Origin of the sequence: Antarctobacter jejuensis, assembly GCF_052266595.1 — a bacterium.
Taxonomy (GTDB): domain Bacteria; phylum Pseudomonadota; class Alphaproteobacteria; order Rhodobacterales; family Rhodobacteraceae; genus Antarctobacter; species Antarctobacter jejuensis.
This window is the reverse complement of the sequence record NZ_JBQQXJ010000017.1, coordinates 1-26175: the sequence shown is the minus strand read 5'-3', so window position 1 is coordinate 26175 and position 26175 is coordinate 1. Positions and strand designations below refer to the sequence as shown.

24 protein-coding genes, 3 pseudogenes and 1 riboswitch are annotated in these 26175 nt (G+C 61.9%); of the genes and pseudogenes, 18 read left to right on the top strand and 9 right to left on the bottom strand.

Annotated elements, in window-relative coordinates:
- The first annotated feature begins 20 nt into the window (after positions 1–20).
- A riboswitch (TPP riboswitch) is annotated at positions 21–126 on the top strand.
- From ACTXGA_RS19880 to ACTXGA_RS19865, 4 genes are all read left to right on the top strand, one after another.
- Positions 119–730, top strand: coding sequence for a YkoF family thiamine/hydroxymethylpyrimidine-binding protein (locus ACTXGA_RS19880; protein ID WP_443396364.1), 612 nt, complete (start codon positions 119–121; stop codon positions 728–730). (Overlaps the previous riboswitch by 8 nt.)
- A gap of 43 nt (positions 731–773) precedes the next feature.
- Positions 774–1535 carry an ABC transporter permease gene (locus ACTXGA_RS19875; protein ID WP_443396363.1) on the top strand — a complete coding sequence of 254 codons (762 nt, stop codon included), beginning with the start codon at positions 774–776 and terminating at the stop codon, positions 1533–1535.
- Positions 1528–2268: an ABC transporter ATP-binding protein gene (locus tag ACTXGA_RS19870; RefSeq protein WP_443396362.1), complete on the top strand. Its 741-nt coding sequence runs from the start codon at positions 1528–1530 to the stop codon at positions 2266–2268. The genes ACTXGA_RS19875 and ACTXGA_RS19870 overlap by 8 nt, the downstream gene beginning before the upstream one ends.
- Positions 2265–3242 carry an ABC transporter substrate-binding protein gene (locus ACTXGA_RS19865; RefSeq protein ID WP_443396360.1) on the top strand — a complete coding sequence of 326 codons (978 nt, stop codon included), beginning with the start codon at positions 2265–2267 and terminating at the stop codon, positions 3240–3242. The genes ACTXGA_RS19870 and ACTXGA_RS19865 overlap by 4 nt, the downstream gene beginning before the upstream one ends.
- Positions 3243–3444: 202 nt before the next feature.
- On the opposite strand, the gene ACTXGA_RS19860 is transcribed toward ACTXGA_RS19865, so the two are convergent.
- Positions 3445–4527 (bottom strand): ParB/RepB/Spo0J family partition protein, encoded by a 1083-nt coding sequence (locus ACTXGA_RS19860; RefSeq protein WP_443396359.1) that lies wholly within the window; start codon positions 4525–4527, stop codon positions 3445–3447.
- A complete protein-coding gene (locus ACTXGA_RS19855; RefSeq protein ID WP_443396358.1) occupies positions 4524–5831 on the bottom strand; it encodes an AAA family ATPase in 1308 nt (435 codons plus the stop codon). Before ACTXGA_RS19855 ends, ACTXGA_RS19860 begins: the two co-directional genes overlap by 4 nt.
- Before the next feature lie 451 nt (positions 5832–6282).
- Between ACTXGA_RS19855 and ACTXGA_RS19850 the strand changes: the two genes are divergently transcribed.
- On the top strand, positions 6283–7035 hold the full coding sequence (locus ACTXGA_RS19850) for a DnaA N-terminal domain-containing protein (protein WP_443396357.1): 753 nt from the start codon (positions 6283–6285) through the stop codon (positions 7033–7035).
- A gap of 289 nt (positions 7036–7324) precedes the next feature.
- On the opposite strand, the pseudogene ACTXGA_RS19845 reads toward ACTXGA_RS19850, so the two are convergent.
- A pseudogene (locus ACTXGA_RS19845) lies at positions 7325–7462 on the bottom strand (transposase); the annotation flags it as partial.
- 38 nt (positions 7463–7500) lie between these two features.
- Here ACTXGA_RS19845 and ACTXGA_RS19840 point away from each other — a divergent pair.
- Positions 7501–7770 (top strand): annotated as a pseudogene (locus ACTXGA_RS19840) (transposase); the annotation flags it as partial.
- A gap of 212 nt (positions 7771–7982) precedes the next feature.
- On the opposite strand, the gene ACTXGA_RS19835 reads toward ACTXGA_RS19840, so the two are convergent.
- The 3 genes from ACTXGA_RS19835 to ACTXGA_RS19825 form a co-directional block, all read right to left on the bottom strand.
- Positions 7983–8639, bottom strand: coding sequence for a hypothetical protein (locus ACTXGA_RS19835; protein ID WP_443396356.1), 657 nt, complete (start codon positions 8637–8639; stop codon positions 7983–7985).
- Positions 8640–8649: 10 nt separating this feature from the next.
- Positions 8650–9132: a hypothetical protein gene (locus ACTXGA_RS19830; RefSeq protein ID WP_443396355.1), complete on the bottom strand. Its 483-nt coding sequence runs from the start codon at positions 9130–9132 to the stop codon at positions 8650–8652.
- Positions 9133–9220: 88 nt separating this feature from the next.
- Entirely contained in the window at positions 9221–10045 is an 825-nt protein-coding gene (locus ACTXGA_RS19825; protein WP_443396353.1) for a class I SAM-dependent methyltransferase, read from the bottom strand.
- A 281-nt stretch (positions 10046–10326) separates the two neighbouring features.
- On the opposite strand from ACTXGA_RS19825, the gene ACTXGA_RS19820 reads away from it, so the two are divergent.
- Positions 10327–11283, top strand: a complete 957-nt coding sequence (locus tag ACTXGA_RS19820; RefSeq protein ID WP_443396352.1) for a LysR family transcriptional regulator — start codon at positions 10327–10329, stop codon at positions 11281–11283.
- Positions 11284–11627: 344 nt separating this feature from the next.
- On the opposite strand, the gene ACTXGA_RS19815 is transcribed toward ACTXGA_RS19820, so the two are convergent.
- Positions 11628–12005 carry a winged helix-turn-helix transcriptional regulator gene (locus ACTXGA_RS19815; RefSeq protein WP_443396350.1) on the bottom strand — a complete coding sequence of 126 codons (378 nt, stop codon included), beginning with the start codon at positions 12003–12005 and terminating at the stop codon, positions 11628–11630.
- 130 nt (positions 12006–12135) lie between these two features.
- On the opposite strand from ACTXGA_RS19815, the gene ACTXGA_RS19810 reads away from it, so the two are divergent.
- Positions 12136–12744 carry an NAD(P)H-dependent oxidoreductase gene (locus ACTXGA_RS19810; protein WP_443396349.1) on the top strand — a complete coding sequence of 203 codons (609 nt, stop codon included), beginning with the start codon at positions 12136–12138 and terminating at the stop codon, positions 12742–12744.
- Entirely contained in the window at positions 12731–13432 is a 702-nt protein-coding gene (locus ACTXGA_RS19805; RefSeq protein ID WP_443396348.1) for a glutathione S-transferase family protein, read from the top strand. Before ACTXGA_RS19810 ends, ACTXGA_RS19805 begins: the two co-directional genes overlap by 14 nt.
- 493 nt (positions 13433–13925) lie before the next feature.
- Here the strand turns inward: ACTXGA_RS19805 and ACTXGA_RS19800 are convergent, their stop codons facing one another.
- Entirely contained in the window at positions 13926–15140 is a 1215-nt protein-coding gene (locus ACTXGA_RS19800) for a LacI family DNA-binding transcriptional regulator (protein ID WP_443396347.1), read from the bottom strand.
- A gap of 439 nt (positions 15141–15579) precedes the next feature.
- Here ACTXGA_RS19800 and ltnD point away from each other — a divergent pair, with 439 nt between their 5' ends.
- The 6 genes and pseudogenes from ltnD to ACTXGA_RS19770 all read left to right on the top strand — a co-directional run.
- Positions 15580–16488 (top strand): L-threonate dehydrogenase, encoded by a 909-nt coding sequence (gene ltnD / locus ACTXGA_RS19795; protein WP_443396346.1) that lies wholly within the window; start codon positions 15580–15582, stop codon positions 16486–16488.
- Complete coding sequence (gene otnK / locus ACTXGA_RS19790; RefSeq protein ID WP_443396344.1) at positions 16485–17753, top strand: 3-oxo-tetronate kinase; 1269 nt, start codon at positions 16485–16487, stop codon at positions 17751–17753. The genes ltnD and otnK overlap by 4 nt, the downstream gene beginning before the upstream one ends.
- A complete protein-coding gene (gene otnC / locus ACTXGA_RS19785) occupies positions 17750–18400 on the top strand; it encodes a 3-oxo-tetronate 4-phosphate decarboxylase (RefSeq protein WP_443396342.1) in 651 nt (216 codons plus the stop codon). The genes otnK and otnC overlap by 4 nt, the downstream gene beginning before the upstream one ends.
- Positions 18397–19170 carry a hydroxypyruvate isomerase family protein gene (locus tag ACTXGA_RS19780; RefSeq protein WP_443396341.1) on the top strand — a complete coding sequence of 258 codons (774 nt, stop codon included), beginning with the start codon at positions 18397–18399 and terminating at the stop codon, positions 19168–19170. Before otnC ends, ACTXGA_RS19780 begins: the two co-directional genes overlap by 4 nt.
- A gap of 32 nt (positions 19171–19202) precedes the next feature.
- Positions 19203–20210, top strand: coding sequence for a class 1 fructose-bisphosphatase (locus tag ACTXGA_RS19775; RefSeq protein WP_443396340.1), 1008 nt, complete (start codon positions 19203–19205; stop codon positions 20208–20210).
- 98 nt (positions 20211–20308) lie between these two features.
- Positions 20309–20764 (top strand): annotated as a pseudogene (locus ACTXGA_RS19770) (class II fructose-bisphosphate aldolase); the annotation flags it as partial.
- A 314-nt stretch (positions 20765–21078) separates the two neighbouring features.
- Here ACTXGA_RS19770 and ACTXGA_RS19765 read toward each other — a convergent pair.
- The gene (locus ACTXGA_RS19765) at positions 21079–23220 is read right to left on the bottom strand and encodes a hypothetical protein (protein ID WP_443396339.1); all 2142 of its coding nucleotides are present in this window, start codon (positions 23218–23220) and stop codon (positions 21079–21081) included.
- A 245-nt stretch (positions 23221–23465) separates the two neighbouring features.
- Between ACTXGA_RS19765 and ACTXGA_RS19760 the strand changes: the two genes are divergently transcribed.
- The 3 genes from ACTXGA_RS19760 to ACTXGA_RS19750 form a co-directional block, all read left to right on the top strand.
- Complete coding sequence (locus tag ACTXGA_RS19760) at positions 23466–23723, top strand: helix-turn-helix domain-containing protein (protein ID WP_443396338.1); 258 nt, start codon at positions 23466–23468, stop codon at positions 23721–23723.
- The gene (locus ACTXGA_RS19755) at positions 23720–25804 is read left to right on the top strand and encodes a tyrosine-type recombinase/integrase (protein ID WP_443396337.1); all 2085 of its coding nucleotides are present in this window, start codon (positions 23720–23722) and stop codon (positions 25802–25804) included. The genes ACTXGA_RS19760 and ACTXGA_RS19755 overlap by 4 nt, the downstream gene beginning before the upstream one ends.
- A gap of 32 nt (positions 25805–25836) precedes the next feature.
- Positions 25837–26175, top strand: a 339-nt coding sequence (locus ACTXGA_RS19750) for a hypothetical protein (protein WP_443396336.1), incomplete at its 3' end; no start/stop codon positions are given.

Here is a 26175-nt window from a genome sequence, read left to right as displayed (position 1 = left end):
CAACTTGCCACAGTTTGGCGCCACATAACCGGGGGTGCTCCGATTTGGGGCTGAGATGCGCATGGGCGCGAACCCTTCACAGCTGATCTGGATAATACCAGCGGAGCGAGGTGCTACCATGTTCATAGGCGCGCAAGTGTCGCTTTATCCGATGACATCCGACTTCGTCGAGGTCATCACAACTGGGCTATCTGCTCTCACCCCTTACAAAAACGACCTGCGGATCGAGACCGACGATATCTCGACCCTGATGGTGGGCGCCCCTGCCCCGCTGTTTGGCGCGATGCGCGACCTGTTTGCCGCCACCGCCCGCCGCCCGGAGCATGTGACCATGCATGTCACCCTGTCGCGCGGCTGCCCCGGCGAACCGGACGACCCTACGTGCCGCTGCGAGACGCTGGAACGCGCGCAAGAACAATCGCTGGCCGAACGTCAGGCGCTGGCGCGTGAGGCGCTGAGCGCCGCGCCGGTCATGGGGGTCGAAATCGACGTACAGTTTTCGCTGTACGTCATGGGATCGGGCAACCATATGGACGAGATCTATGGTTGCATCGATTTCCTGAAGAACAGCGGCACTTTCCTGAAATCAAAGAACTTTTGCACCCGGCTGCGGGGCGACGCGGGCGCGGTGTTCGAAACGCTGCAACAGGCTTTCCTGCGCTTTGGTCCGGCAGAGGGTCACGTGACCATCGACCTGACCGCCTCGGCCAACAGCCCCAGCCTGCGCTGAGTGCAGGCCAGAACGCGGGCACCTGCCGCCCGCCGCCAGACCCATGTCCGTATTGCGATTCATATTCCCGGCCCTCGTGCTGGTGGCCGGTTTTCTGGGCGGGTGGGAGGCCTATGTGCATCTCTCCGGTGCCTCGCCCCTGATCCTGCCCGCACCCAGCGACATCGCCAACGGGCTATGGGTGGAACGCGCCGCCTTCGCCCGCCATGCCGGGGCGACGCTGCAGGTGGCCTGCATCGGCTTTGGCCTCTCGGTTCTGTTCGCCTTCGTGCTGTCGGTCCTCTTGCATTTCGCGGGCTGGCTGCGGCGCGGGCTGATGCCGCTGCTGATCGGCAGTCAGACGGTGCCCATCGTGGCGCTGGCCCCGCTGATGGTGCTGTGGTTCGGCTTTGGCCTCTTGCCCAAGGTGCTGCTGGTGATCCTTGTCACCTTCTTCCCGATGGTGCTCAGCCTCAGCAGCGGCTACGCCGCCCTGCCCCGCGCCTACCGCGATCAACTGGTGTCCATGGGCGCCTCACGCTGGCAGGTGTTCCGCCGCGCCACCCTGCCCTTTGCCCGCGCCTCGTTCTTTTCAGGGCTCAGGATCTCGGCCACCTATGCGATCGTGGCGACAATATTTGCCGAATACGCGGGCGCGCGGCGGGGCCTTGGGATCTACATCCTCTCGGCCAAGAACAACTTTCGCGCCGACCTCGTGCTGGCCGCCGTGGTGATCTCTGCCCTGCTGACACTGACCCTGCTGGCCGCCATTGAAGCGATCCAGCGCGCCACCGGCCGACGGTTTCGGAGGGGCACGGATGCTTGACCTCAACGGGCTGACCGTCACGGCGGGCGATACGGCGCTGGTCCACGACCTGTCGCTGACCCTGCACATGGGACAGCTGACATGCCTGATCGGGCCTTCGGGCTGTGGCAAAAGCTCTGTCATCAAGTGGCTGGCCGGGGTTCTGGCGCCGGAATTGCGGGTGGCGGGCAGCGCCACCATAAACGGCCAAACCGCCCCCCTGCCCCACCCCGAGATCGCCTACCAGCCACAACAGGACACGTTGTTCCCATGGCTGACCATCAGCGAAAACGCGGCCCTTGGGCTGGACCTCGCGGGTCTGCCCCGGCGCGACGCCCTGCGCCGCGTGCGCGCGCTCTTCCCCGCCTTCGGCCTCGACGGCCATGAACACAGCTTTCCCGACCAGCTTTCTGGCGGGATGCGCCAGCGCGCAGCCTTCCTGCGCACCATCGTGCAGGATTGCCGCGTGCTGCTGCTGGATGAGCCGTTCTCGGCGCTGGACGCGGTCACGAGGCTGCGGATGCAGGACTGGCTGATTGCCCGGCTGGATGAGCGCCCGCGCGCCGCGCTGATGGTCACCCATGACCTGTACGAGGCCACGCAGGTGGCCGACCGCATCCTTGTCATGACGGGCGGTCCGGGCCGGATCGTGGCCGACATTCCCATCACCACCCCCCGCACGGACCGTACGGAGGCCACTCTGGCCGACACGCGCTCCGCGCTCAGATCCATGTTACTGGAGGAGACACCATGAGGATCACGACGCTTGGCCTTGCCGCCCTTCTGGCCGCGCAGGCGGCCCATGCCGAAGAGGTGAGCATCGCGCTCGACTGGACGCTGAACACCAACCACATCGGACTTGTGGTGGCACAGGAACGGGGCTTTTACGAAGAGGCCGGGCTGGAGGTGGATATCCTGCCCTATTCCGACAGCGCCTCGACCGCGCTGCTGGCGGCGGGTGTCGTGGATTTCGCCTATATGACCGCGCTTGGCTTCATGAGCACCAAGGCCACCGGCGCAGAGATCACCGCGCTGTGGGTCACCATGCAACGCGAGGCCGGGCGGCTGGTCTACAACAGCGACCACCCCGATATTTCCAGCCCCAAGGACCTGCAGGGCAAGACCTACGCGGGCTTTGGCAGCGCCTGGGAGGATGCGCTGATCTCGACCATGATCGAGGCAGATGGCGGTGTGGCCGACTATGACACCGTGACTCTGGGCACCGGCGCCTATGAGGCACTGGCCTCGGGCGCGGTGGATTTCACTCTGGAGGTTGCCACATGGGAGGGGGTCAACAGCGAGCTTCTGGGCCGCAAGCAATCGCATTTCATCTATGCCGATTACGGAGTGCCGGAACCTCAGGGCGGCTATATCGGCGCGCAGACCGCGACGCTGACAAAGGATCCTGAACTGGTCTCCGCCTTCATGACCGCCACGGCGCGGGGCTATGCCTGGGCGGCGCAAAACCCGCAGGCGGCGGCGGAAATCCTGATCGCGGCGGGGGACTTCCCCAATGCCGATCTGGTGCGCGGTTCCATGCGGGTAATCGATGAGGGGCACTACCTGACCGATGGCACCACACCGGTGGGCCGGATCGACCACGAACGCCTGACTGACATGGCGCGGTTCCTGTTTGACAGCGGCGTGCTGCGCGGTGCGGATGGTGCGCCGCTGTCGTGGCCGGGAGACCTGTCTGACTGGTACGATCAGGGCTGGATGGCGGACTGACGGCTGATTGCACCCCTCGCATGCTGATTCACCACCTGTGAGGGTTTATTATTTATTTTCAGTGGGTTATCGCCTGCGTTTCGCGCTTTACCTGCGCCGCCCCGCCCTGCTTTTCGCCGGGAAACCGGTGTCTTACCCGTGGGTAAGATTGCAGAGCGGCGCGGTGTATCGGGTCTTACCCACGGGTAAGACCCGTTCCCTTTCAGCCGTCCAGCGCCGCGTAAAAGGCCGCAATCGCCTGTTCCAGCTTGCGCCGGTCGATCGCCGAAAAGTCCCGCTCATCCCGCAGTTCCAGCCGCCCCTGCGAGGCGCTGCACTTGGCCACGCCCTTGCGAAGCGGCACCTGAAAGGTGGTCTTGGCCTGCCGCGGACGGGCCGGCTTTTCGCTGGCCTTACCCGTGGGTAAGGCCCCCTGCCCTTCGGCAAAGCCACGCAGGATCTCGACCTCGCGCGCCGCGTCCCGGCCCGGCTCTGCCTGCAAGGCCACCATCACGCGCGAGACCAGTGCCTCGTCCCGGTCCATCCGCCGCTTCAGTTCTACCCCGACATTGCGCGGGATGTCCTGCGGGTGCTCCAGCACCTTGTCCAGCCGCATCAGCAATTCGGCAAAGGCGCGGATATAGCTGCGCTTGGTGTAGGTCGCGGATTTGAACAGCACCGAAACCGCGTCGGCCACGTCTGGGCAGTTGTTCGCGGGGTCGTCCGCATAACGCCCCGCCAACGTCGCCATTTCGGCGAATGAGATATCCTTGCGGATCAAGTTCTCATCCACCATGCGGCGATAGCTGGTCTGCAACTGCGCCTCTGTGGGCACGATGCCCGCCGGGATGGTGGCAAACGCCGCATCGCCGGTTTCCTCATGCAGCGCCTTGAACGCCATCAAACGGCGCATACCCTGGATCAGCTCGTATTTGCCGTCATCGCGCGCCTCGACCCGGATCGGGTTGGACAGGCCGATTTCGCGGATCGAGGTTTTCAACTCTTCCAGTTCTTCATCGGCACCCGGTTTGCGATCCCGCAGCAGGCGGTCCGTCACCACGTCGTCCAGCGGCACCCGGTCGGTGATCAGCCCCTCGCGTTTCAGCCGGACAAATTCGGTGGCAAGGCGGTCGTTTTCTTCGCGGATGGTGTCCTCCGCCGCCTTGCGGTCGCGCAGCGAATGCGCGTTTTCGTTGATGGCAGAGGCCATCGGCCCCCGGCGCAGCGCGCGGTCCGGCACCTTGCCGACCTCCATGTCTCCCATTTCGGGCAGGTCGATGTCGAACATCCTGCGCTTCTTGCTCATTGGTCTGCCTCCATCTGCGCCCATGCGTCGTGCACGGTTTGGCGGAATTCCTCATAGGCCGCGTCGAATGTAGAACGTGCTCTGCGCCAGGTCTCTCTGGTCATCTCTCGGTAATCCATTTCGTAGACCGAGTTCAGGAATCGGCCGGACTGTTCCACCGCGCGTGTCATCTCGACCGGGTTGTCGGTGACATGTTCGCCCCAGACCTTGCGAAACGCGTCCTGCATTGCGCGGTGTAGGTCATTGCCGGGCTCGTACCGGGTCAGCAGGAACCGGATATCGTAAAACGCCTTGGGCAGGGCGATCTTACCCGTGGGTAAGGTTCCGTCGAACCCCGCCGACAAATCCTCCAGCGCCTCGGACAATTGGCCGACGAAAGAAGTGGTGCTGTCGTATTCCCAGTAGCCGGGACCGGAAGGCACATAGAGGATGTCGGCGGCAAAGACCGCGTTCATCGACTGATACCCGATGGCCGGCGGGCAGTCGAAGATGATGACGTCATAGCTGTCGTCAGGGATCTGGTCGAGGTAACGCGACACGGCGGCAAAGAAGGACCAGTCCGGGTTCAGGTGGCGGTACTGGGCGCTGGCGAATTCGACAAAGGCCGCGTTGGCGCAGGACGGGATAGCATCGATGGTGGGCCAGGACGTGGGCTTGATGAAATCGCCGATACGCAGGTCACCAAGGCCCAGTTCGGTGATTGCGGCAGGCAGGTGGCGCTGGGGCAGGGCGGCGCCGGATTCCGCGCCGACGGGGCCACGGTTCATGCGTTCGGTTTCGCGGATCAGGTCGCGGGCCATGATGCCCCAGACGGTGTGTTCTTCGGCGACGTCGGTCAGGCCCATCGAATGGCTGAGCGTGGCCTGCGGGTCAAAGTCGACGACCAGCACGCGATATCCGTCGAGGGCGGCGGCATGCGCAAAGTGAAGCGCTACGGTGGATTTGCCCGCGCCGCCCTTGAAGTTGGCGACCGCCGCGCGGATGGCCCGCTGCCCGGTGGGGCGGTGGGGCATCAGGCTGCGCTTGTTGATCTTCAACCGGCGGCGCAGTTCATTGATTTCCTCCAGCGAGAACCAGCGCTGACGGCCTTCCTGTTCGACCTCACCGGTGGGCAGCGAGGGATCGGCGGCCAGCTTACCTCGAAAGGTGGACTGGTTGATGCGAAAAATTAGTTCCGACACCTCCCAACTGGAAAAGCGTCGCAGCGTCTTTTCCATGCCCGGTGAAAAGGTCTGTTGTCGGATCCAGCCCTGCAGTTTCAGGGAGCGGTTCTGGAGAATGCCCAGATCTTCGTGTGTGTACATGCTGTGCCTCGCAGGACGGTTTTGCGTCTTTTTTTCTGATTTACGCCTTATTTGCGTTTAACGCAAAACCTATTATCATCCATATGCAGGGCAGGGCGGTCTTACCCACGGGTAAGAAATGAAAGGGGGAGGGGCCGCCAGACCGATTCGGCGCAGTCACGCGCCGGATGGGCGGAAACCCTTGATACCCCCGCAATATATTGGGGGACACCCGGGCCGGTTTCCCCACCAATAGGGGGACATTTTTGGCCAATAAGGGGACAGCCTGCATGTCCCCCATCACCTGCATCTTCACCTATTACTTTTTTTAAAGGGGATAAGAGGAAGGGCCGAACGACAGCGAAGCGTTCGATCGCTTGACAGAATCGAATAGTTGGACGCAAATTGGCCTCAAGCTCGGAAAAGCGTTGGCAGGCGTTCATAATCCGGGCATGACAGCCGGACAGTCCTAATGGATGGGCCGAAAGGTCGGACCGGCGAAGAGGCGGAGCAGGTCATGCAGGTGGCAAAACCGGTCGGACGTAATGCGTCTGCCCTGAAGTACGACATACTCTCAGCCCTTGGGGTTTCGGCCCTGTCGGGAGACAAGCACCGCCAGCGGCTGGTGCTGCGGTTGATGGTTCTGATCACCACCCGTTACAACTGGCAACACAACGAGCTGTCCATCGGTCGGGCCGAGATTGCGCGGCTGTGGTCGGTGGATGAACGGACCGTCAAACGCGAGATGGCCAAGATGCGCAGCGCCGGGTGGGTCGAGGTCAAGCGCGCCGCGGTCAAAGGGCGTGTGGCGGTTTATGCGCTCAACCTCGACGCGGTGATGGCGGATACGCGGACCAGCTGGAACACCATCGGCACGGATTTCGTGGCCCGAATGCAGGACCGCCACGGCGGGGCAGGGGAGGGGGATGCGGTGCCGGAACAGGACCCCAAGGTGATCCCCTTTCAGCCCCGTGCCCGCAGCGGTGCCGCAGAGGGCATGTGGGGGCAGGTTTTGGCACAATTGCAGAGGGAGAGCCCGGCGCAGGCCAGGGCGTGGTTCGGGCAATTGTCGGAAATGGCCTATGAGGACGGGCGGGTGACGCTGGCCGCGCCGTCGAAATTCGTGGCGGATTACGTACACACGCATTTCCTGCCGCAACTGCTGAACGCCTTTGCGGAGATCGATCCGGGCGTGCGCCGCATCGACGTGATGCCGGTAGGGTAGGGGGGCGGGTGGCAAATGGGTGCACACCCGGGGGCGTGCATCCAAAGGGTCAGCCGGGTGACTTGACCAGAACCTTGACCTGCGATTTCTCGGCCACAAGGGCCTCGAAACCTTCGGCGATGATGTCATCCAGCGCGATCTTCTTGGTCAACAGCTGGTTGGCGCTGAAATAGCCCTGGATCATCAAGTCCATCACCGCCAGGTAGACGTTGCGATATGCGATTGTGCACAAGAGCAGGCGTTCCTTCAGCACCACGGTTTTGGGCTGAAAACCGGCGTCGCCCTCCCAGATATACACGATCACCGTCGACATCCCGACGCCAAGATCATCTGCCATTTGCTTACGCGTCAGTCCGCTGGTCAGCGCGATACGCACCGCATCCTGACGAAACTCGTCCGTCCCATAGTCCGTCTCCTTTGTTGCAATAAATGCTATCAAAGGAGCGGCATCAAACCGCGACAGGTCCATTCCGGTCAATCACCCGCGAGGAGCATGGAAACGCCCGGCAGGTCGCCCGCGACATTGCGAAGACCCGCCAATACGACATCTCGATGAAGCTCCGGAAGAAGGTCGAAATGCGCTTCGCCCACCTCAAGCGCATCCTTGGCCTGGGGCGGCTCCGATTGCGTGGTCCATGCGGCGCAAATGACGAATTCCTCCTCGCCGCAACCGCCCAGAACCTCCGCAAACTGGCGAAGATCTTTCCTGCACCGCAGAAAACGGAAAAAGCCTGATGAAAAAGGCGCTCGCGCTCCATTTAAGCCGCCAATTTCTGCGACAGCAACAGGCTGTTTTTCCACAGAAACGGCGGGGAGCAGTCATTCGCCGCGCTCGCAAGGCCGACGATGAGAACGCGGGTAAGCGGCCATTCAATTCATGCAAGAACCGACCTGTGCGACACCCGCACCGCAGGCAGCTCCAACCTGCGTCCTCGTGGATAGATATTTTAAAAACGCAAGCCGAGAAAAATCACGGCCAAGGGAACAGGAGAGACAGCGAACACGACGGTTATGAAAGTCGCGATTGGGGAGAAAATTCCGCTCAGGCCAGCGATCATCATGATGCCGCCGCCGCCTCCGATGATGGAGTTTCCCGGTGTGTTTACCGCAAGCGCCAGCGCGATGTAGCGATAACGCAGGCCAAGACTCACCGCGCGTTTTGATTGACCGTCAAGCAGCATCGCCAACCGCTCGTCTCGTGACAGAGGGGCCGCTCTGGCGACAAGTGCCGCAGCCCTGCGCATGTGCAAAGTGGAGAGCAAACGTTCCAGAGCACCAATCGGCAGATAGTGCCCGATGGTGTAAGCAAGCATCATCGACGCCACCGTGGTGACGTAGATCAGCGGTGCGATACTTGGGCCGAATGCCGTCAGCATCGCAATTCCGATCTCGGCACCCGGCACAAAGGGAAGTGCGAGCAACACGATATAGGCAACCGAGCCCAGCATGATAACGCGGTGCACCTGCTGTTCGTTATCGGGCCGGATCCTCAGGTTCAGGGCATCACGGATCTCATGCGCCCCCCAGGTGGCGAGCAAGATCACGGCAATCAGAATCACAATGCGCAAGAGAAGGGCGTGAAGACTCAAAACGGTTGGTGTCATGCGCCTCGCCTCAGCCGGCGGTGTTTTCATCCAAGGGGGTTACCGAACTGCCCACTGCCTTGATCGCGATCTGATTGGTCCAGTACCAGCGCCGTGTGGTCCAAGTGAGGTCGATCGCGATCTCCTCGCCGTCAACCGTGCCGTACCAAACCACGGTATGTGGCGCGTCGGGACAAATCGTACGGGCTGTAAAATGGATCACTCCGTCGACGTCTTTCGTTTGATAATCGGACCAGCCAAAATCGCAGGAGGTCTGGCAATCAACCGACTGAAATGTCCCCTCACGGAAAATGATCAGGTCTTCAAGTACGGCACCGCTGTCGAGATCCCTTCCAATGACATCGAAGGATTTGCCGTCGAGTTCGCTACCAGCATTCCAGGCCCCCTCCGGAATGGCCAGGTCAGGAATGTCTTCGTTCATCACTTTTATCGTCGCAGCACTGGTTCCAAGTGTCGCCAGAGCAATCACTGCGACCTGCATGATCTGAGGCATGGTGTTCTCCGAAATCAACTTGGTTTTGGAAGAGGGAGTCGCAACAACCTGAGGGTAGACTGACAGGCTGCTGCGACCAAAGAAAAACTTACTCGTCAACACTTGCCATGAGCACACGGAAGGTCGCCCCGACGCGGTAGCTGCCATCCGGCTTACGGAACGGCGCAAGCGCCGCTTCATGCGCAGCATCAAGAGCATCCTGACCGCTGGTCTCGGCCGCCTTGAAGGCGACACCCGACGACCCGAGGCCCTTTTGCGCTGTTGCAAGGTCCGGGTAGCGCCACGGGGAGTCGACGTCGAACACCTCGATCGGGGTCAGCCCGGCACTCGTGGCCAAGGCTTCCAGCTTGCCGGGCTCCGACAATGCAAAAGGTCCAGAGGCATTCGCGGGCATCGGTGGCAGAAGCGGCTTGAGCGCGGCAACGAGCGCGGTGACCTCCATGCTGCCGGGGTCCCCCCACGTCATGATGAACACCTTGCCGCCCGGGCGGGTGACACGGCACGCGTCCCGGAGAGCGGTGACGGGATCAGCCGCGAACTGGAACGAATTGAAGCCCGTGACGATATCGAAGCTGTCATCCTTGAACGGCAAGACCTCAAGGTCGCCATGCTCAAGCCGTGCGTCAGGCAAGCGGTCGCGCGCGACCTTCAACAGCGCTTCGGAGGCATCCATGCCTGTGACCTCCGCGCCGAGGTCAGCCGCGAGGCGAAGTGCCATCCCGGCGCCGCAGCCGGCGTCGAGCAGTCGTGTTCCGGGGCCGACCGGTGCCTTGTCGAACACGGCGTGATAGCCCGCTGCGCATTGCGGTTCCTGAATCAAGGCCCAATCGGCGGCGCGCGCGCCCCAGATGTGTCCGTTTGCCTGGCCGCTGAGCGTATGGGTGGGGGCTTTTGTCTGTTCGATTACTGTCATCGGTCCGTCCTTCTCTTGGGGTAGTTGGGTTGGCACAGCTCTCCTGCCGCGCCAGAAATGGGCGCGCACGGGATCGTTAGTCAGGAATACAGTTCAGGTCTGTTGCGCGACCGCTGGCCAACGCCGATGCGCGTGTCGCTTGGTCTTGCCAGGATCGAAAGCTTTCCGGCTACTCAGCGGCTTGATCGTTTTCTGCGCGCTGCAAGGATGCTTTTCACTGGACTTGCAATCATCATGGGCGCGATGATCGCTTCAGTCCAACGAAACGATTTCAGCCCCACATGAGCGAGATTCAGCTACACAAGATGGACCTGAACCTGTTGGCGACCTTCGAGGCGCTGATCGAGGAAGGCAGCGTGGCTGCGGCGGCGGATCGGCTTCACCTGACGCCCTCTGCGGTCAGTCACGCGCTTGGGCGCTTGCGCACGCAATTCGACGATCCACTTCTGGTGCGCGTCGGAGGCAAGATGCAACCAACTCCCAAGGCTCTTCTTCTGGCTGATGAGCTGTCGCCCGTGCTGCGCGGCCTGCGCCGTGCGCTTGCGCCGCAAGCGCCGTTCGATCCGGCGACAAGCGATCGGGTGTTTCGGATCGCCCTACATACCTCGCCGGCCTTCATGGTGAAAACGACCGCCGCGATCCTTGCAGCAGCGCCGAACGTCATGATCGAGTGGGTCCGGATCAAACCCAGCAACCAGAATGATCTGGCCGACGGATTGATCGACCTTCTACATGTCGGCGGCCCGGCGCACTTGATGGATGGGATTTCTTCCATCGATCTCGAGCCCGTCACGTTTTTCAGTTTCGTGCGCAAAGACCACCCTGTGGCCAAGGAGTGGAGCGCGGAAAACGCCGCGAACTACAGGTATCTTCAAGTCGCGGTCGAAGATACCGGAGGCACTCCTATCGAAAAGGAGCACAGAGTGCTCAACCGTCCACGAACACTGGGCGGCAAGGTGCATGATTTCGCCCTTGTGGGACCGATGCTCGACGCAACCGATCTTGTCACAACACAACCGAGTTTCGTTATGGAAGAGATGTGGACGCGCTACGACTTGCAAGTGCTTGAACCGGTCGCGGCACCCAAAGATTTCCCAATGCGTTTCGCCTGGTCCGCCCGCAACGCGTCGGATCCCGGCAATAATTGGCTGCGCGACATCGTGATCGCAGCGTATGAAGACCACCAAACCGGCATTAACCGCAAGCTTGGTGAAGTCGCGATCCCCCTTGGCCATTGAGAGAGCGGCGGTCTTCCGTGCTGTAATTTGGAACCCTTCATTCCTCTGAGCGCAGGTTCGAGTTTGCTCAGCCCGAACAGTTACTGGAACGACTGGTTCAAATGAATTTCTTTGAACCGTATGGTTAAAGGGTCAAATAAACCGCATTGGCGGCGTTTGCAGCAATTTGGAACGCGTTCTGAGTAACGGTAGCGCGTTCTGGGTTACGGTTATGTCCGTGCTGCTGCCCTTCACCCACGGGGCAGCGCTGCACATAGGTGCGAACGGCCGGTTCGGGGAAGCTGCGCCGCAACGGTGACCATCTTGGCGAAAGTCCGCAGTGGGCCGGTCGCGCCTTCGACACGCTATTGCCTATCGGCGGTCAACCTCTTCGGAAGGCCCTCACTCCACTTGCGCAGTTCATCCAGGAAACCCAAGGCTGTTCGCCCGAAATCAGTGATTTCGTACACCACGGTGATCGGGGCGGTGTCACACACCTCGCGCCTGACCAGCCCCTGGTCTTCGAGTTGCCGTAAGCGTTCCGTGATCATCTTCTTCGATGCGCCGCCGATCATCCGGGCGAGGTCGTTGAACCGCACCGGCCCATCCTTGACGTGCCAGAGGATGGAGCCGGTCCATTTGCCTCCGATGATCCGCATGCCACGCTCGATGGCGCAGGGCTCGGTGCAGGCATTGGCCGCGCTCCGTCGGCCGGCACCGTCTATCTCGATCTTTGCATCCATCGTCTTCCGCTCCGCCGATCCGCTCCGCATTAGGTTACAAAAAGTATACTGGTTGTTTTTGCTTCCCACCACGTTCATCTCATCCCGGACCCCGCCGAAGTCAAGCGGGCGCAGCAACGGAAGAGACGACATGAGCAAGATCCACATCCTCAACGGCGCGCAACCTTACGAATTTGCTCCGGGCACACTTAACGAAACGCTCGCGGAGCGCGGTAAGGCAACGCTCGAAGCACAGGGGCACGAAGTCCGCCTGACCACGGTCGCGGCCGGTTACGACGTGCAGGCCGAGATTGAGACCCACCTCTGGGCGGACGTGGTCCTCTTGCAGTTCCCGGTGAACTGGATGGGCGTGCCGTGGTCCTTCAAGAAATACATGGATGAGGTCTACACGGTCGGCATGGGCGGTCAGCTCAGAAATGGCGACGGCCGCAACGCCGCCGCACCTAAAGCGAATTACGGCATGGGCGGCAAGCTCGCGGCGACGCGTTACATGATCTCAGCCACGCTTAACGCCCCGGCTGAAGCCTTCGACGACCTGGCAGAGCCGTTCTTCGAGGGCATGTCGCTGGATGATCTCCTGCGCCCGGTCCATCTGAACGCCAAGTTCTTCGGCATGACGCCGCTGCCGACCTTTGGGGCCTTCGACGTGATGAAGAACCCCGACGTGGCCACCGACCTCGCCCGTTTCGACGCCCATCTTGCCACGACCTTCGGGGAACTTGCCAATGACGCGGCCTGATATTGTTCTTTACACCGCCAACACCATGAACGGCTGGAAGCCCCTGATTTTCTTGCACGAAGCACAAATCGACTATGAAATGGTGCCGGTCGATTTTGGCAAGAAAGAGCAGAAAACGCCCGCTTACATGCGTCTGAATCCGAACGGGCGCATTCCGACCATCGTGGATCGCGGTGCTGATGACTTCGCAGTGTTCGAGAGCGGCGCGATCTTGTGGTATCTCGCCGAGAAATACGAGCGGTTCCTCAGCCACCACCCCAAGGAGCGCTCGGAGACGCTACAATGGCTGATGTTCCAGATGGGTGGGATCGGCCCGATGATGGGCCAGGCGATGTTCTTCCAGCGGATCGCCAAGCCGAACGGCGACGAGGTGCCCTACGCCATCGACCGCTACGTGACCGAAAGCCGCCGCCTGCTGGAAGTGCTGGATACGCGGCTTGCCGGGCGCGACTGGCTGGTCGGTGATGCGATGTCCATCGCAGATATTGCGACCTACCCTTGGGCACGCAGCTATTTCTGGGCAACGGTGAGCGTCGACGGATTGCCGAACCTGCAAGCGTGGTTCGACCGCATCGACGCCATGCCGCGGGTCCAGGAGGCCCTGCAACTGCCGGAGCCGCGACCGTCGGCTTTCGGTCAGGGCGACACGGATGCTGCGGCCGCAGAGAACGCAGCCAGGTTCCGCTGAACACCTGACGCGCTGTCTCTCGGAGTGGTCTCGTCAGCGCGTCACATCCTCCCGAAACCTATACCGCTTGTAGATGCTGCGATGAGACAGCGGAGCTATGTTTCGAGGTCACAAACGGGCCGGGGACCGCCAGGCGGGCCAGGTGCGACCCTGTCGGGTGTCACTCCCGTTTCCCGCGCACTGCTGACCTTGGGGCCTTGGACTATACTGCGCGGTGCCATGAAGGTCCGGTATGGGGAAGCCGCGCTGCGGCAACGGTGATCTTGAGTAATGACCGCTATGGGCCGGGAGCGACACGCTACCGAGGTCGACCAAGCGCTACCCCTGTTCCGAGCCCACTCTTCCGAGCGTGCAGTTTACTACACTGGTGCACGGCGAGAATGTCACTAATGACTGCGAGTAGGTTTGCCAGCACGATTGTGTTGCGCCGCCGAAGCGTGCGGGTCGTTAAAGCAATCCTTGAAGATCTCTTCCCCTTGAAAGCTCGACGAGTTCATTTCGCAGTCATCGCCAGATCTCCGAGTGAGATTATTGGAGGCAGTATGTGGATTTTGTCACTCTCTGCTGTGGCGCCCTTGATTGTCTCCAGAATGACCCTGGCGGCTGTCTCGCCGATCTCGCGGCGAGCGGTGCGGGACGTGGCGATTTTTCCGGGAAACCCCTCAAGGAGGCCCAACCCGTTGAACCCTGCCAAAGCGACCTTGCCCGGAACGTCGATGCCCGCGGCGATACAATGGCACAACCCGCCAAAGGCGAGGTCGTCGTTAGAGAAATGGATGCAATCGAGGTCAGGTTGCCGTGCAAGGAGTTCGGCCGTCATGCGGCGCCCGCAAGCGATGGCCGATAGCATGGCTTCCTCGCCCTCCAGGTGCGACCCATCGATCATGTCGATAAAATCGAGACCCTGATCGCGTAACGCGTCGTGGAAGCCCCTCTTCCGCTTGGCGGCCCTGAGGTCTTTGTCGAGATTGCTCCCGATATATCCAAAGCGCCGACGGCCCGTCGCAAGAAGGGCGGTCGCCATGTCGCGCCCGGCCCCGGTCTGCGAGAACCCGACACAGGCATCCACCGGCTCGCCATCGCAATCCATGATCTGGACGATGGGGATACCGGCATCGGCCAGCAGCATGCGGGTATCTTCCGGCTGGTCGAGCCCGGCGACGATCAGGCCGGCAGGCCGCCATGACAGCATGTTGCGGATGATGTCGTATTCGGCCTCGGGATCGTAGTCGGTCACGCCAAACACCGGTTGCAGCGTGGACCCCTTTAGGGCGTCAGTTACGCCGGACATGATCTGCGGAAAGACGATGTTGGACAAGCTGGGAACAACCACCCCGATCAGGTCGGTGCGCTTACTGGACAGCGACGCGGCCAGGTGATTCCCGTAGTACCCGATCTCGCGCGCGGCGTGCCGCACCTTCTCAATATTGGCGGCCGAGACATCCTTATCGCCACGAAGAGCGCGCGAAGCCGTCATCTTGCTGACACCCGCCGCAGACGCGACGTCTACCAAAGTTTTTCTTGTTTTCATGCTCTTGCCGTTCTCTGGAGAGTTGCCCCAATCCCGAAACTTGGCCTCGAACCTCCGTGCCCGGCACCCGAAGAAAATGATTTCAGTTGACCAAGTATCGCAATACGTGGCACTGGTATCAATACCGGTATCGATACCAGTACTTGTTGCACGTCGAATTTGCACGTTGGAACGCATTTCTTGCAGCCGTTCACCAAAACCCGCTTTAGGTGCCCAGTGGAGGAAATATGAAGACCCAATCCCGTGGTTCTACCATTTCAGGTATCGTAATACGCTTGGCGCCAGTCTTTGCCGCGAGTGTTATCGCGCGAGCCTTCCAATGGCCGTTCCAACCCTCGACACAGGGCAGGAAAGAATCCTTGAATAAGGCGATTTTGACGGCCTGCTGGAAAAAACCTGACCATCTACGACGGGTCGGCCTCGTTCTGCCCCCGTGGCTTGCTCAGCCGGTTGGACGAGCCGAAAATCTTGGCTGAGGCCAACCCGATATCACCACGGTCAACTGGTCTGACGAAGACTGGGCCGAGTTCCGCGGGATCGTGCGGGATCGTCAGGTTGCAGTGGGCGAATTGGGCGGCCCGCTCGGAGAGGCCCGAATGGGCGAAAGGAGACTGATATGACAAACAACAGTAAGAAAGTCGCCGTCGTCGGGCTGGGCTCGATGGGATACGGGATTGCAGCCTCGGCGCTGCGTGGCGGGCACAAGGTCTGGGGGGCGGATATCAACCCCGACCAGGTGGCCCGGTTCCAGGCAGAGGGCGGTCAGGGCAGTGCCCTGAATGACGCCGCCGGAGAGCTCGACGCGGTCGCCGTAGTGGTGCTGAACGCTGCCCAGACCGAAAGCGTGTTGTTCGGTGAGGACGGCATCGTGGCCCAGCTGAAGCCCGGATCGGTTGTCCTGGCCTGTGCCACCGTGCCGCCGGCTTTTGCCCGTGCCATGGCGGCGCGATGTAGCGAATCCGGTGTCCACTACCTTGATGCACCGATTTCGGGGGGGGCGGCCAAGGCCGCCAACGGGCAGCTGTCGATCATGGCCTCGGGCACGCCCGCCGCTTTCGCCGCCGCCCGGCCGCTTTTGGACAGCATCGCCCAGACGGTGTTCGAGCTTGGCGACGAAGCCGGGGCGGGCAGCGCCATGAAGGCGGTCAACCAGCTCTTGGCCGGGGTGCATATCGCCACCATGGCCGAGGCCTTGACCTTCGGCATGACCCAGGGCGTCACCCCGGAGAAATTCGTCGAGGTGATCAGCAAATGTGCCGGCACCAGCTGGATGCTGGAAAACCGCGCGCCGCATATCGTGGCGGGCGACTACAGGCCGCTCAGCTCGGTCAATATCTGGCCCAAGGACCTGGGCATCGTGCTCGACATCGCCAAGTCGGCGCAGTTCAGCGCCCCGATCACCGCCGCCGCGATGCAGCAGTTCCTCGCCGCTGCGGGCATGGGGCTGGGTTCGGAAGACGATGCCGCCGTGGCCAAGGTCTATGCCCGCAATGCCGGGCTGACGTTGCCGGGAGACGACACATGACCACGGTTCTTGGCTGTATCGCCGATGATTTTACCGGGGCGACCGACCTGGCGGGCCTCTTGGCCCGCAGTGGCGTGCGCGTGTCGCTGCGCATCGGGGTGCCGTCCGAGCCCCCCGCCGATCCGGCCGCCTTCGAGGTGATCGCGCTGAAATCGCGCACCGCCCCGGTGGGGGAGGCCGTGGCCGAGACCCGCGCTGCGCTCAAATGGTTGCAGGCGGCGGGGGCGCAGCGGTTCTTCTGGAAATACTGCTCGACCTTCGACTCGACGGCCGAGGGCAATATCGGCCCCGTGGCCGAGGCGTTGATGGCGGACCTGGGCACCGACCAGACGATCTATTGCCCGGCCTTCCCGGAAAACGGGCGGTCGATCTTCATGGGCAACCTCTTTGTCGGGCGTCAACCCTTGGCGGAAAGCCCGATGAAGGACCACCCGTTGACGCCCATGCGGGACAGCAACCTGATGCGCCTGCTGGAACCGCAGGTGACACGACTCGTTGGTCTGGCGGACCGGCTGATAGTGGCGCGCGGGCCGCAGGCGCTGCGGGCGGAACTGGACGCGCTGGAGGCGCAGGGCGTGGCGCATGTGGTGGTCGATGCCGTGGCCAACGAAGACCTCGCGGTGATCGCCGAGGCCTGCCGCGACATGCCCCTGATGACCGGCGGCAGCGCCGTGGCCATGCCGCTGCCGGCGCTTTACCTGGCCGATGGCACGCTGTCGGCGGATGCGCCCAGGGCCGAGGCGCCGAGGCTGGACACCGGCACCATCGTGCTCTCGGGCAGCTGCTCGGCCATGACCAACAAGCAGGTGGCGGATTATACCAGCCGTGGTGTCCCCGCTTTCCAACTGGACCCGCTCGTCCTGGCCGAAAACGGCCCGCAACAGGCGCTCGACTGGCTGGCGCAACAGGATCTGGACGCGGCCCCGCTGATCTACGCCACGGCCAACCCCGACAGCGTGCGCGCCGCGCAGGAAAAGCTGGGCGTTGCCGGCGCCGGTGAGATCGTCGAGGCCACGCTGTCGGCCTGCGCGGTCGCGGCCCGCGACAGGGGCGCACGGCGGGTGGTCGTCGCGGGCGGCGAGACCTCGGGCGCGGTCACCAAGGCGCTCGGCGTCACCCAGCTCGACATCGGTACCGAGATCGCGCCGGGCGTGCCCTGGACGTATTGCCGCTCGGGCGGGCACCAGATCGCGCTCACCCTGAAGTCCGGTAATTTTGGCGCCGAGACCTTCTTTACCGATGCCCAGGAAAGGCTGGCGTCATGAGCGCAGAGGCGCGCTTGCGCGAACAGATCTGCCTGCTGGCGAAATCCATGTTCGACCGCGGCCTGACCGGCGGCAGCACCGGTAATATCTCGGCCCGGACCGAGGACGGCGGCCTGCTGGTCAGCCCCACAGGCACCAGCTTCGGGCGACTCGATCCCGCCCGGCTCAGCCGCTTCGATGCGGCGGGCAACCACGTGGACGGCGACAGGCCCACCAAGGAAATGCCGCTGCATTCGGCCTTCTACGACACTCGCAGCACGGCGGGAGCGGTGGTGCATCTGCATTCCTGCCATTCCGTTGCCCTGTCGATGATGCCGGACGTGGACGAGGACAACTTCCTGCCGCCGCTTACGCCTTACGGCATCATGAAGCTGGGCCGCGTCAAGCTCCTGCCGTTCTTCCTGCCCGGCGATCCGGCGATGGGCGAGGCGGTGCGCGGTCTGGCGGGCAAACGCACGGCGGTGATGCTGGCCAACCACGGCCCCGTCGTGGCCGGCAAGGATATCGAAGCCGCCTGCAACGCCATCGAAGAGCTGGAAGACACCGCCAGACTGGCGATGATGACCCGTGGCATGCAGCCGCGCGGTCTGACCGAGCATCAGGTGCAGGCGCTGGTCACCAAATTCGACGTGGAGTGGGACGCATGAAATTTTCCGCCAACCTGGGGTTCCTGTGGAACGATCGACCGTTGCCCGAAGCCATCCGCGCCGCCAAGGCGGCCGACTTCGACGCCGTGGAATGCCACTGGCCTTATGTCATCCCCGCCGACGAGGTGAAGGCCGCCCTGGATGAGACCGGCCTGCAGATGCTGGGCCTCAACACCCGGCGCGGCGATGTCGGCGCCGGTGACAATGGGCTGTCGGCCATCCCCGGACGCGAGGCCGAGGCGCGGGAGGCCATCGACGAGGCCATCGCCTATGCCACCGCCATCGGCACGCCGAACATCCATGTCATGGCGGGGTTTGCCGCGGGGGACGCGGCCCGGCGCACCTTTGTCGCGAATCTGCAATACGCGTGCGACCAGGCTGCCCCCCACGGCATCACGATCCTGGTCGAACCGCTGAACAAATACGACGCGCCGGGCTATTTCCTGACGACGACCGACCAGGCGCTTGCGATCATCGAGGCGGTTGGCGCGCCCAATCTGAAGCTGATGTTCGACTGCTACCATGTGCAACTGATGGAGGGCGATCTGACTCACAGGATCGAGGCGCTCCTGCCCAAGATCGGACACATCCAGTTCGCCTCGGTGCCGGATCGCGGCGCCCCCGATCACGGTGAGATCAACTACGACCATGTTTTCCGGGTCATATCCGACCTTGGCTACACCGCCCCGCTCGGCGCCGAATACAAACCCGCCGGAAACACCGAAAACACACTGGGCTGGCTGAACAACTGGGCATCAGATAATCGGTAGCCCGCACACACCTCCGAAACAGGATACCTGCCATGAGCGCCCAACAGATCACCTTCCGCGAATTCCTGCTGTCGGAACGCAGCCAGCACAAGTTGGACAAGGACCTGATCTTCCTGTTGGAGGATATCGCGACCTCCTGCCGCATCATATCGCACCAGATCCGCGGCGGCGCCTTTGCCGGCCGGCTTGGTGCCACCGATGCGACAAACGTGCAGGGCGAGACCCAGAAACAACTCGACGTGATCGCAAACGAGATCTTCGTCCGGCATTGTTCGAACTGCAACCGGGTCGCGGCGCTGGTGTCCGAAGAGGTCGACGAGGTCTACTGGCTGAAGGACAAGCCGCAGGCCGGCGACTACCTCGTCTATTTCGATCCGCTGGACGGCTCGTCGAACCTTGACGTCAATCTGTCAGTCGGATCGATCTTCTCAATATCGCAGCTACCGACCGCGATCGACGCCACCGACGACCGATCGGTGCTGCGCGCGGGATCCGAACAGATCAGCGCCGGATATTCGGTCTACGGCCCTTCGACCGCGCTGGTCGTGACCACCGGCAACGGCGTCAACGGCTTCACCCACCAGCAGGGCACCGGCGAATTCCGCCTGACTTTTCCCGACATGGTGATCCCCGAATCCACAAGTGAATTCGCCATCAACGCCTCTCGCTACACGCTCTGGGAGACACCGGTGAAACGCTATTTCGACGAATGCATCCGGGGACAGGAAGGCCCGCGTGGCAAGACCTTCAACATGCGCTGGACGGCATCGATGGTGGCCGAAGTGCACCGGATCCTGACCCGCGGCGGGGTCTTCCTCTATCCACGAGACGCCGGAAACGCCGATGCCGGCGGCAAGCTGCGGCTGATGTACGAGGCCAATCCGATGGCACTGATCGTCGAACAGGCCGGCGGCGCGGCAACAACCGGTTCGGACCGCATTCTGGACCTGCAGCCCACGTCGCACCATCAACGTGTGCCCGTGATCCTGGGTTCGCGGGAAGAAGTCGCTGTGCTCGACCGATACCACCACGGCGCCTGATCGGCGCGTCATCCAAGGCACTTACGGTCACTGGCGCGCGGCGATAGAGATGTACCCGCATCCGCCGATCTGCATGCACGAAGCCCACGGCAATTCACCGCAAACCGTATGGCGATATCCTTGCCATGGACGCGCCCAAGAAGATCCATGCAAAACTGCCGGACACGCACTTGGTGATGCACGGCTCATCCTCCGTTCCGCAGGAGCTGCAGGATATCATCAACCAGTATGGCGGTGAAATCGAGCCAACTTGGAGCGTGCCCCTGAAAGAGATCGAACTGGGCATCAGGCACGGGGTGCGCAAGGTGAACATCGACACCGACCTGCGCATGGCCCTGACAGGCGCGATCCGCAAGGTGCCGGCAGAGGACAAGGGTCAGTTCGATCCTCGCAAGTATCTGGCGCCGGACGTGGAAGCCACGGCGGCGGTCTGTCTTGACCGGTTTGAACGGTTCGTCTGCGCCGGAATGGCGTCAAAGATCTCGGCCATCCCGCTCGCGGACATGGCCAAACGATACCAATCCGGATGCTTGAGGCCGTCTTTAGGTCGCTGAGGCTTGACCGTTTGGTCTTTGCAGCCATCGGGTGCTTCAGGCGCGCAGCTAATGTAGACACGCGCTGAGAGCAATAAGTGCCGCCTTTTTTCTTTTCAGGGCATCCACTCGGTCTGCTTACAATTATTTCGGATTCGCAAGTTGCTCTGGCAGAAAAAGACGGCTTTTTCGAAGCCACGCGATTTAGCATCCGCAGCGAATGTCCGAAACTACAGGCCGCACCGCGGAGGCAAGGGTGGCGACTGAAGATCCGCTAATGGGCCGTCTGCGTAAGACGGTCCGACTCATATCTCCACCAAACCCCGGCAAGGCCATCACGCCTCTGCGAACAACAGCGCCTGTACGGCCCGGGCAGCGTCTGCTTGTCTTGGACTGGGCGAGCAGTTATCGATTCTCAAAGTGCCGCCAAGGGGTTTCGCGAGGTTCTTGAGCATCTTGACCCGTCCTGCACACGCCTTGTTTCTCTTGAGATAGGCCGAGACGGCCTCCGCAGAGGGAAAGACAGTTGGCGCTCCTTTTGCGATGCCTTTCCGATCGAAGGTGACCTCGGCCCTTTCGGTCAGCGAGATGGCGATGGCGGCGTCAATGCGACACCCGATCAGAGCGTTCCACGAGACAAGTTCATTCACCGGAAGGCCCGGGATCGGGATATTGCATGCCAGGATGACACGCTTGCGTTCGACTGCGTGCGCCAATCGCAGACGTTCAACCAGCTGCCGCGTGGCGAACTCACGCGACTGCATCTGCAACCGACGGATCCGGGGATCGGGATGGCAAGGCACTTGGACGGCCATCCCGGTCCCGTCCGCCATTTCGTAAGGGATCTCAGTCAGAGGCAGCTGTTGCGCACCGCTCAGGTCGGGCTCGACGAGGTGCAACGGTTCCCCGTGAGTATCGCCCCAGAGCGCGCGGCCCTGGTCTTCGAGCGCCCAAATGGGCAGTTCCTGACGCCCCAAGACAATGACAGATGAACAGTTCTTGTAGCGGTTGGATCCCAAGGCCCGCCCGCCGAACCACAGCCAATGCGCGCCATGCAGCTTTGTCGTCAGCATGATCCGGGACGCTTCGTCCTGGCTCATCGCGTTGAAATCGTAACCGGCGTCTTCGAAGATCTTCTGAACGACGGATCGCGCCGCTCCGACGAGGACGCCCGTGTTCCCGGAAAGCCGGTCCCGGAGCACCTCCTTCGCGATCAGCCTCCGGCATTCCTCGCGATTTTTCTGGCTGTCGAGCAGGGATGTGATCGACATCCGGCGATCATGGACCTGCACGACATGGGCGTTGGGCCGCAGCGTCAGATGGTGTTCCTGCTGAACATCGCAGCCGAGCGCATTCAGGATCTCCGGGTCCGCATCCGCATCAAGGATCAGCAGGGGCTCCTCATGGCGCAAAGGCCTTCTGGAAGCCACGCGGAGGACTTCCTTCTGATCCTGGATGAACAAGCGTAGCCGTTCGGTCGAGGTAAGCTTCTTCTCCTTTGCTTCGCGCAACACCTCCCAAACAGCCGCGAAATGGGAGGCGTTTCGGTGCAGCAGAACAGCCTTGTCCAGCTTCGCTTTTTGCGATTCCAGACCATCATCAGGCCGAATGTCAGAGACGGGGGCCTGCCCCTTCCGTTCGAGCTCGGCAAACGCCGCGTAATCCTTTGCTTCATATGGCAGTTTCAGCGGAGATTGATGCCTAACGAGCGATCCGACAACATCCGCGGCGGCAACGAGGAGATCGTTGTGACCCGTCGGATCCGATGTTGTCCGCGGTGACTTGAAGGCGATGGGATCGATGTTCCTTATCAACAGAAAGTTTTGCCAGAATGTCTCGTCGACGATCCTCAGGTTGGGATCCATTCCCGGCAGTTTCGGCAAGTTGAAGTATGCGGTCGCGAGGAAGTGGCACGAAGCTTCTTCATTGAATTGGCGGAGATAGGCGCATCCCTCGAAGTGGGGGCAGCGTTTGACGGCACCGTCCTCCGTCTTGCTTTCGCAAAAATGTTCCCGTGCCGAAAGGCCGATGCGGTTTGCCTGCTCGACCAGGTCGGCCTTTTCACACATCGGACCTGACCCATCCGGCCTGATCGCCGACCTTCCCCGGATCGCCTGTGCGGCAAGGCCGAGGTCCGCCGCTTCCCGCGCGGCATCTTCGGCGAGGGCGAGTGTCGGGACGTGAAATGCAATCCGTGCGCCAAGGCCTTCTGCCTCTCGCGCCGCCATGAATTCACGTTGCAGCGTGCTCTTGCCGGCCCCGGGACTCGCGCGGATGACTACGCTGGGCACGCCTTGCCCTTCAGACTCATGCAATACCTGATCAGCCTGTTCGAGGGCGGACCACAGCATTTTTCGCGCGTCGGATGCCGGGATGAATACGGTCGGCTGGCACGCCGGGGAAATCCTGTAAGCGCCCGCGTTGCAGAACCGTCCCATGCCGTCGCGCGCCGGTTCTTCTCGTGTCCATTGTGTCATATCGCCGTTCCTTTTCCGTTCGGAACGGACGTGCGATCGACCCGGCATTTAGAGAAAGATTTGGTTGGATTCGGAAAAAAGGGGGCAACCCGGTAATAAGTATCTCTTACCGGAGTGACACTTTTCCTCTCCAACAGTGGGCAGCGTTGGCGCGATTTTTCCAACATCTCCAGTTATTTTGTGCCCGAGATTTCCGGGAATGCCGATTTGACCCCAATTCCTCCGTAACCCGAGGGAGGAAAATCATGCGCAAGCCCGTCTATTACACAGCAAATGAAGTGGCCGAGATCTTCAAACGCGATCCACATACGATCCGCGACTGGATCAACCACGGCTGCCCAACCCCGCACGGGCCCGTGAAGCTTCAGGCCGCAAAGCTCGGGAAATCCTGGACGATCAAGGATGAGTGGCTCGCGGTCTTCGAGCTTCGGGTCCGGCCTGACCCTGGAAGGCCGGACCTCGAACTCGAAAACCCACATGAGCCTGAGAAGGAAACCCCATGACACTCGATCAGATGTTGCGCGACTACCTTGAAACCAGCGGCGAAAGCATGCGCGCGCTGTCGCTGCGTGCGGGACTGAATCCGAAGGCCGTCAGCGACATTCTGAACATTCCGGGCCTCAAGCCGCGCCACGCGACCCTGGTTGCCCTGTCAACCGCCACCGGGCACGATCTCTTTGCGGCCCAGCCGGGTTCCCGTGTCACCTTTGCGGAGATGATCAAGACTGCCCAGGAAAGAGGGGAGGGGGCTCTCGCCTCCCGGCTACGATGGTTGTGCCGCAACGCCGGATGGGCCCCGGAGCTGCGCCCAGTGTGCAAGCAAGATGTGATCGACTTCTTCGATCGCAATGAACCGGCGCGCTTCGGCCTCGCAGCGGGTAGCTACGCGACATACCGTTCCATGCTCGTGAAGGCGGTCGGTTCGAGCCAACCACGCCAACGAAAGCGGCGCATCGATGACATCGCTGGACGATACAAGGAAGTCCATGACGCCATCCGGACAAGCGTTCTCCCGCGTTCGGCAAAATACGCCAGCGGCGCGTTTCTTCTGTTCCTCCACGATCAGGGCATAGCGCCGGCAGATATCACCCAGGGCACCCTGGCTGCCTATTACAACCACCGGGTCGCGGCCTCGGCCAAAAGTGCCGCTGGCTGTGAAAAACACGTCCGCGAGATTGCGACACTGCTCGCCCGGCTGGCCTCCGAGCCGGACTTTACCCGTTTCGGGTTCGTTGCGGCATCTCATCCTTTCGACGATGGGCGGGACAAGTTCCGGGTTGCGCCAGAGTTGATCGCGCCGCTATTGGATGAATTTGATACGCGTGTGGCACCCTGGGCGCAGGGAAAGGCTTCGCGTGACGGACTGTCGCGAACCGAGTTCATCGCGCAACTGGACCGCAACGAAACCGCGGACACCGTCAGCGACAAGAAGGCAAAGCTGCGCGCCAAGCGCCGGGAAAAATGCGAGCGCGCCGGCCGGACAAGCCGGCAGGATGCTCCGAGCCGGTCCGAATTGCTGCGCCAAGCTGGCTTTCTCGTCGGCAAGCATACCTGGAACGAGAAGACCCTCGCCATCCGCCGCGGCTACATCGTCTCACTGGCAAAGGCCATCGTCTCGTCGGCAGAAGTTGTGCCCGAGACCATCGCAGAACTCACCGATCCGGAATTCCTCGACGTTGCGGCGGAGACCCTGTCGGAAATCAACCAAGGCGATTTCTCAAGCGACTACGTGACAAGCGTGCTCAAGACGGCGCGCAAGATCGCCCGGGATTACCTCTGCCGCCCGCCGGAGGATCTGCGGGAGATCGATGACACGATCACGCTTTATCGAGTGAACAGCCGAGGTATTGCGCCCAGGAACATGTCCAAGCTGCGCCAATTCAACGAAACCCGGATTCAGCAGACCATCGATCTCAGTGCAGTGCTGCTGCGCGACATAAACGCTTCGATCCAGCGAAAGCGCAAAGCTGCGCGCAAGTCGGATGGGGGGCTTCCAGAGGCGGCCGAGGTGCTCGACGCGGAACTCGGTCGCGACGTCATGGCCGCCCTGGCGCATGACATCCTGCTCGCACGCGCTCCTCGGAGCGACAACGTCGTGAAGGCGAGGCTGGACTGGGTGACCTGGCAGGACGGACGGGCCCGTATCGTTGTCCCGGCTGTGCAGGTGAAAATGCGGAACGCAGGGGATGCGGATCTGACGATCCAGCTGGGTCAGGCCACGAGCAAGCTCCTCAGGACATACCTCGAAACCGTGCGGCCAAGGATTTTGACGGCGTCTCAGAAAGAGAACCCCTATCTCTTTCCGAGCCAGGGAGAAACCAACGCTGACGGACATTACGCCGGTCTACTCAAGCGGGTAACCAGGCGCCTTCACCAGAAAGCCGGGGTCCGCATCAATCCGCACCTCTACCGGCATCTTGTGGGCTGGATCTGGCTGAAAGACAGCCTCGATCACCTGCCCAAGGTCCAGCGCCTGCTGGGCCACAAGCGCCTTCAGACGACCATCGATCACTACGCCGAGCTCGATGAGTCCCTGATCTCGAACGAATGGCTGGCGCATCTGGATCGTCGCTCTGCCGCGTGAAACCGCCGAGCACGTCAAGGAATCCGAGAAACATGAACGACCACCTCACTTTTCTGAACACCATCCGCAATGCGGGACCGACGGATCAGCCGCCGAGCTGCATCGAACTTGAGAACCACCTGGAACGTCGGCGCTGCGAAGTCGGTTCGAGCGCCTTTATGGAATTTGCCTATCTGCAGAGGATAGCGTCAGAAACCTGGGGCGCCGAGCGATGTGCACATTTCGCCACTGTGCTCCGCGAGGCTCGGGTCACTCAGAAACCTCCCTGTCGGACGGCATGGGAAAAGGCGGAAATGCGTCTCGCCGAACTTCCAGTGCCTTGGCAGCCGCCCATGGCCGCACGGATCACGGTCTCAAAGACGGGCGCGCGC

Bases quoted from the DNA above. Each gene is read 5' to 3' on its own strand.
- ACTXGA_RS19860 (WP_443396359.1), bottom strand. From the start codon at position 4,527: ATGAGCAAGAAGCGCAGGATGTTCGACATCGACCTGCCCGAAATGGGA.
- otnK (WP_443396344.1), top strand. From the start codon at position 16,485: ATGACCACGGTTCTTGGCTGTATCGCCGATGATTTTACCGGGGCGACC.
- ACTXGA_RS19755 (WP_443396337.1), top strand. From the start codon at position 23,720: ATGACACTCGATCAGATGTTGCGCGACTACCTTGAAACCAGCGGCGAA.
- ACTXGA_RS19865 (WP_443396360.1), top strand. From the start codon at position 2,265: ATGAGGATCACGACGCTTGGCCTTGCCGCCCTTCTGGCCGCGCAGGCG.
- ACTXGA_RS19820 (WP_443396352.1), top strand. From the start codon at position 10,327: ATGAGCGAGATTCAGCTACACAAGATGGACCTGAACCTGTTGGCGACC.
- ACTXGA_RS19760 (WP_443396338.1), top strand. From the start codon at position 23,466: ATGCGCAAGCCCGTCTATTACACAGCAAATGAAGTGGCCGAGATCTTC.
- ACTXGA_RS19880 (WP_443396364.1), top strand. From the start codon at position 119: ATGTTCATAGGCGCGCAAGTGTCGCTTTATCCGATGACATCCGACTTC.
- ACTXGA_RS19870 (WP_443396362.1), top strand. From the start codon at position 1,528: ATGCTTGACCTCAACGGGCTGACCGTCACGGCGGGCGATACGGCGCTG.
- ACTXGA_RS19800 (WP_443396347.1), bottom strand. From the start codon at position 15,140: ATGCGTTCCAACGTGCAAATTCGACGTGCAACAAGTACTGGTATCGAT.
- ACTXGA_RS19830 (WP_443396355.1), bottom strand. From the start codon at position 9,132: ATGCCTCAGATCATGCAGGTCGCAGTGATTGCTCTGGCGACACTTGGA.
- ACTXGA_RS19815 (WP_443396350.1), bottom strand. From the start codon at position 12,005: ATGGATGCAAAGATCGAGATAGACGGTGCCGGCCGACGGAGCGCGGCC.
- ACTXGA_RS19875 (WP_443396363.1), top strand. From the start codon at position 774: ATGTCCGTATTGCGATTCATATTCCCGGCCCTCGTGCTGGTGGCCGGT.
- otnC (WP_443396342.1), top strand. From the start codon at position 17,750: ATGAGCGCAGAGGCGCGCTTGCGCGAACAGATCTGCCTGCTGGCGAAA.
- ACTXGA_RS19825 (WP_443396353.1), bottom strand. From the start codon at position 10,045: ATGACAGTAATCGAACAGACAAAAGCCCCCACCCATACGCTCAGCGGC.
- ACTXGA_RS19805 (WP_443396348.1), top strand. From the start codon at position 12,731: ATGACGCGGCCTGATATTGTTCTTTACACCGCCAACACCATGAACGGC.
- ACTXGA_RS19775 (WP_443396340.1), top strand. From the start codon at position 19,203: ATGAGCGCCCAACAGATCACCTTCCGCGAATTCCTGCTGTCGGAACGC.
- ACTXGA_RS19765 (WP_443396339.1), bottom strand. From the start codon at position 23,220: ATGACACAATGGACACGAGAAGAACCGGCGCGCGACGGCATGGGACGG.
- ACTXGA_RS19810 (WP_443396349.1), top strand. From the start codon at position 12,136: ATGAGCAAGATCCACATCCTCAACGGCGCGCAACCTTACGAATTTGCT.
- ACTXGA_RS19850 (WP_443396357.1), top strand. From the start codon at position 6,283: ATGGATGGGCCGAAAGGTCGGACCGGCGAAGAGGCGGAGCAGGTCATG.
- ACTXGA_RS19835 (WP_443396356.1), bottom strand. From the start codon at position 8,639: ATGACACCAACCGTTTTGAGTCTTCACGCCCTTCTCTTGCGCATTGTG.
- ACTXGA_RS19780 (WP_443396341.1), top strand. From the start codon at position 18,397: ATGAAATTTTCCGCCAACCTGGGGTTCCTGTGGAACGATCGACCGTTG.
- ACTXGA_RS19855 (WP_443396358.1), bottom strand. From the start codon at position 5,831: ATGTACACACACGAAGATCTGGGCATTCTCCAGAACCGCTCCCTGAAA.
- ltnD (WP_443396346.1), top strand. From the start codon at position 15,580: ATGACAAACAACAGTAAGAAAGTCGCCGTCGTCGGGCTGGGCTCGATG.